Source organism: Commensalibacter sp. A3DC (assembly GCF_047307945.1).
Taxonomy (GTDB): domain Bacteria; phylum Pseudomonadota; class Alphaproteobacteria; order Acetobacterales; family Acetobacteraceae; genus Commensalibacter; species Commensalibacter melissae.
In genome coordinates, this window is the sequence record NZ_JAXOQA010000100.1 from 1 (window position 1) to 3999 (window position 3999).

Sequence of the window (3999 nt, forward strand, 5' to 3'; positions counted from 1 at the left end):
ACTATTAACTGTTTGTTAAAAATATAAATAAATTATTGATTTATGTTTGATCAATGTTCATTATTATTGAACATTGATTGTAAATAATATGTAACAAACTTTGAATCATTCAAGAAACTATTCTATTCTTCATAAAAAGCGCAAAGTTTGTTTCCATCAGGATCACGAAGATAAGCCAGATATTTATTTGTTCCTTTGCGTAAACCTGGAGGATCCTCAATTGACACACCACCATTGGCTATTCCTGTGGCATGGAATTGATTGACCTGTTCGGGAGAGTTCATTTGAAATCCGATAGTTCCACCATTGGAATAAGTTGCAGCCTGTCCGTTGATTGGCTTGCAAATAATCAGTTTTTGACCATCCTTCGCATAAAAAGGGCGCCCCTTTTTATCAAATCCTGAATCGGAAAGATTCATAACCTTGAAAATAGCATCATAGAATTTCTTTGCTTTTTCTATATTGTTGGTGCCGACGCAGATGTGACTGAATAACATGTTTATTTCCTTATAAAATTACTTGATTTGTATAAATAGGTTAGAATTGATATTGCCTTTTCACAATGAATTTTTTAATCTTTTGATTGTTTTTGAAGAAAAATGAGAGAAATTAAATCGTATCTCTTCTTGAGACCCTCCAAATTCTTCACCCTTTGCAATAATTATTTTTTGTTTTAACCATTCCTGTAAAAGGGTGGACAATTCCTTGTTTTTGTCTGGAGGACATTTTGAATAGAGATAAAGTCCACCTTTTGGAGGTTGAAATTGGAACAGAGATTGGTAATTTTGATCCAACCAATGACATAGATTCTTTGCTTTTTTCGAAAGTTTTTTCTGTAAAAAATTGAAATGATTATCCATTTGATGGGTTAAATAATATTGGGCAAGTAATTGTGGTAAAACACTTATTCCACCCTCGATTTGACGTCTAACATTGGCAAGTTGATGGATAATGGGACGAGGGGCTATAATCCAACCAACACGGATTGCTTTACCAATATATTTAGATAAAGAACCAAGATATATAACCTGTTTGTATTTGTCATACATTTTGATAGATCTACAATCAGTATTCTCATCAAACGAAAGTAGGCTATATGCATCATCTTCAATAAGAGGAATTTGATTATCATGACAAAGCCGTAGGATTTCTTTTTTACGAAAAGATGAAAGGATTGAACCGGTTGGATTTTGAAAAACTGGATTTAAAAAAATCATTTTTACGGGATGTTTACGAATCAATTTCTGGAGTATTTCTGGGTTCACCCCATTTTGATCCAGTGCAGCAGGATGAACACGTAAACCGGAAGCTTGAAAAATGGGAAGTCGGAAAAAAGAGGAAGGGGTTTCTACCGCAATATGATCGCCTGGTCCTAACAAGGTTTGAGTCAATAAAAAAAGGGCCTGCTGAGTTCCAGTTGTAATTAGAATTTCGGATAGGTCAACTGATATACCTATACGTTTTTTCATATGATATTGAACGGCCTGGCGAAAGGAATAAAGACCTAGAAGAGTAGTTTCATCATCTTGTTCTAACGATAGAACATGTTGCCAGGGTAAATCGGTAGGATCAATTTTTGGTAAAAGGGAAGGTGCAAGATCACCAGTTGCCATATCATTAAGGTTGATATGCTTTTCCTGAGCCTTTTTACGTAATTCTTGTATATGAATTTGATAGGGATCTCGCTGATATTGGGTATATACCGATTTGACAGGATACCAATTCATTGATGGATAAAGATTTATTTCATGTTTGAGCGGATTTACATATGATCCACTGCCTATTTTTCGAATTAATAATTTTCGATCTGTCAATTCGTTCAATGCACGGATAACAGTTGAACGATTGATGTTCAGGAGATGGCTCAACTGCCTTTCAGAAGGCAATCGTTCACCAGGACCCAGGGTACCATTTATAATGGCTTGCTGAATAAGATGAATAAGTTGTTGATATAACGGTTTATTGGAAGAGGAAGACAAAGTCCACATGATGATCAAACCCTGAATACAGAGACATGATATAATATTAATATTTTTTTTACTATATTATTTTTTTATTATCATTATGGAATTATTTCCATTGCTGGATATTATCAAGCTAGGTTTTTGGTTATAAAATATATCCCTTTCAAAATTGCCGATTGTATTTGTTGTAAAGGTATCGAACGATCTTTCTATTATCCCTTCTACAAACGGGAAACTTTTTGTCAAATTTATAATTCCAGTTGATCCGACATTGGTTATTAGTCATGGCACTTTTTAAGTGAGGATTATATATAAATTGGATGGGTTTGAATCATACCAATTGGATGTTTTAATTCCCTGAATGTTTATGCATGATAATCTTAATTTAAACCGGAGAATATATTAATGAATAAAAAAGTAGGATCTGAAAGAGTAAAACGTGGTATGGCCCAAATGCAAAAGGGTGGGGTCATTATGGATGTTGTGAATGCAGAACAGGCAAAGGTAGCAGAAGCAGCGGGTGCAGTTGCCGTGATGGCTCTGGAACGGGTTCCTTCTGATATCCGTGCTGCTGGAGGGGTGGCTCGTATGGCTGATCCAACTATTGTCGAGGCTGTTATGAAAGCGGTGACTATTCCTGTAATGGCAAAAGCCCGGATTGGTCACATTGCCGAAGCTCGCGTACTTGAAGCGATGGGTGTTGATTATATTGATGAAAGCGAGGTTCTTACACCTGCAGATGATGAATATCATTTGCTGAAAAGTGAATATACAGTGCCTTTTGTGTGTGGATGCCGTGATTTAGGTGAAGCGTTGCGCCGTATCGGAGAGGGTGCCTCTATGTTAAGAACCAAGGGGGAACCGGGCACAGGTAATATTGTTGAAGCTGTACGTCATATGCGCAAGGTTCAGTCACAAATTCATCATGTAATGGGATTGAAAGACGATGAATTGATGGTATATGCACGTGATCTTGGTGCACCTTATGAATTGGTTAAACAGGTTAAACAACTTGGCAAATTACCTGTTGTAAATTTTGCTGCGGGTGGTGTGGCAACACCTGCGGATGCGGCCTTGATGATGTCATTGGGTGCTGATGGCGTTTTTGTTGGATCCGGTATATTCAAATCAGAAAATCCCGAAAAATTTGCCCGTGCAATTGTTCAGGCCACAACTCATTATGAAGATTACAGATTGATTGCCGAATTATCCAAAGGGTTGGGTGTGCCAATGAAGGGTATTGAAATGAGCAAATTATCAGTGGATGAACGAATGCAAGAACGGTCCCACTAGGTTTTGGGAAGGGGGAAATTTGAATTTCCCCTTTATAGGAATTTTTATAATGTTGATTAAAAAGGTATATATGAATTATAATGCATAAAAAAATTGGGGTTCTTGCGTTACAAGGAGCAGTGAGTGAGCATATTGCCCAGTTGCAGGGATTGGGTGCTTTGGGAATTGAGATCAAAACAGCAGAAGATCTTAAACTGGTAAAGGGATTGATTATACCTGGTGGTGAATCAACAGCAATTAGCCGTTTGATACAAGAAGTTGGACTTTATGAACCAATACGTGATTTTGCAAGAAAAAATCCGGTTTTTGGTACTTGTGCAGGCTTAATTTTGTGTGGTTCCTCTATTACAGATGGTGGAGAGAAATTAAAACCTTTAAATTTGATCGACATTGCCGTAACACGTAATGGTTTCGGTCGTCAGATTGACAGTTTTGAAGTTGATTTGGATATAGGGAATATAGGAAAAAATATTCCTTCCGTTTTTATTCGCGCCCCTTATATTGCTTCAGTTGGTGAAGATGTCAATGTCCTGGCGGAATATGATAAAAAAATCGTTATGGCGGAACAAGGCAATATTCTAGTTTGTTCTTTTCATCCCGAATTGACGGAAAACAATCAGGTTATGGATTATTTTATGTCCAAAATTGAAAGTTGATGAAATTTATAAGCTAACCGTTCCTTTGTTTTCTTTTCAATGCAAAAAAGCCAGCATGATGAAGTAATTGCTGGCTTTTTTATTTA

Annotated in this window: 4 protein-coding genes; 2 read left to right on the top strand and 2 right to left on the bottom strand. The window is 36.7% G+C overall.

Translation table 11 applies throughout. The features are described 5' to 3' along the window. Positions 1-122 precede the first annotated feature (122 nt). Positions 123-497 (bottom strand): VOC family protein, encoded by a 375-nt coding sequence (locus U0839_RS08545; protein ID WP_413550475.1) that lies wholly within the window; start codon positions 495-497, stop codon positions 123-125. 60 nt (positions 498-557) lie between these two features. Further along, positions 558-1988: a PLP-dependent aminotransferase family protein gene (locus U0839_RS08550; RefSeq protein ID WP_413550477.1), complete on the bottom strand. Its 1431-nt coding sequence runs from the start codon at positions 1986-1988 to the stop codon at positions 558-560. Positions 1989-2369: 381 nt separating this feature from the next. Between U0839_RS08550 and pdxS the strand changes: the two genes are divergently transcribed. Both pdxS and pdxT read left to right on the top strand, forming a co-directional pair. Then, a complete protein-coding gene (gene pdxS / locus U0839_RS08555) occupies positions 2370-3257 on the top strand; it encodes a pyridoxal 5'-phosphate synthase lyase subunit PdxS (RefSeq protein ID WP_155568989.1) in 888 nt (295 codons plus the stop codon). An 80-nt stretch (positions 3258-3337) separates the two neighbouring features. Then, positions 3338-3913 (top strand): pyridoxal 5'-phosphate synthase glutaminase subunit PdxT, encoded by a 576-nt coding sequence (gene pdxT, locus U0839_RS08560; protein WP_155568990.1) that lies wholly within the window; start codon positions 3338-3340, stop codon positions 3911-3913. Positions 3914-3999 lie beyond the last annotated feature (86 nt).

Coding starts and splice junctions, on each gene's coding strand:
- pdxT (WP_155568990.1), top strand. CDS start 3,338: ATGCATAAAAAAATTGGGGTTCTTGCGTTACAAGGAGCAGTGAGTGAG.
- U0839_RS08545 (WP_413550475.1), bottom strand. CDS start 497: ATGTTATTCAGTCACATCTGCGTCGGCACCAACAATATAGAAAAAGCA.
- U0839_RS08550 (WP_413550477.1), bottom strand. CDS start 1,988: ATGTGGACTTTGTCTTCCTCTTCCAATAAACCGTTATATCAACAACTT.
- pdxS (WP_155568989.1), top strand. CDS start 2,370: ATGAATAAAAAAGTAGGATCTGAAAGAGTAAAACGTGGTATGGCCCAA.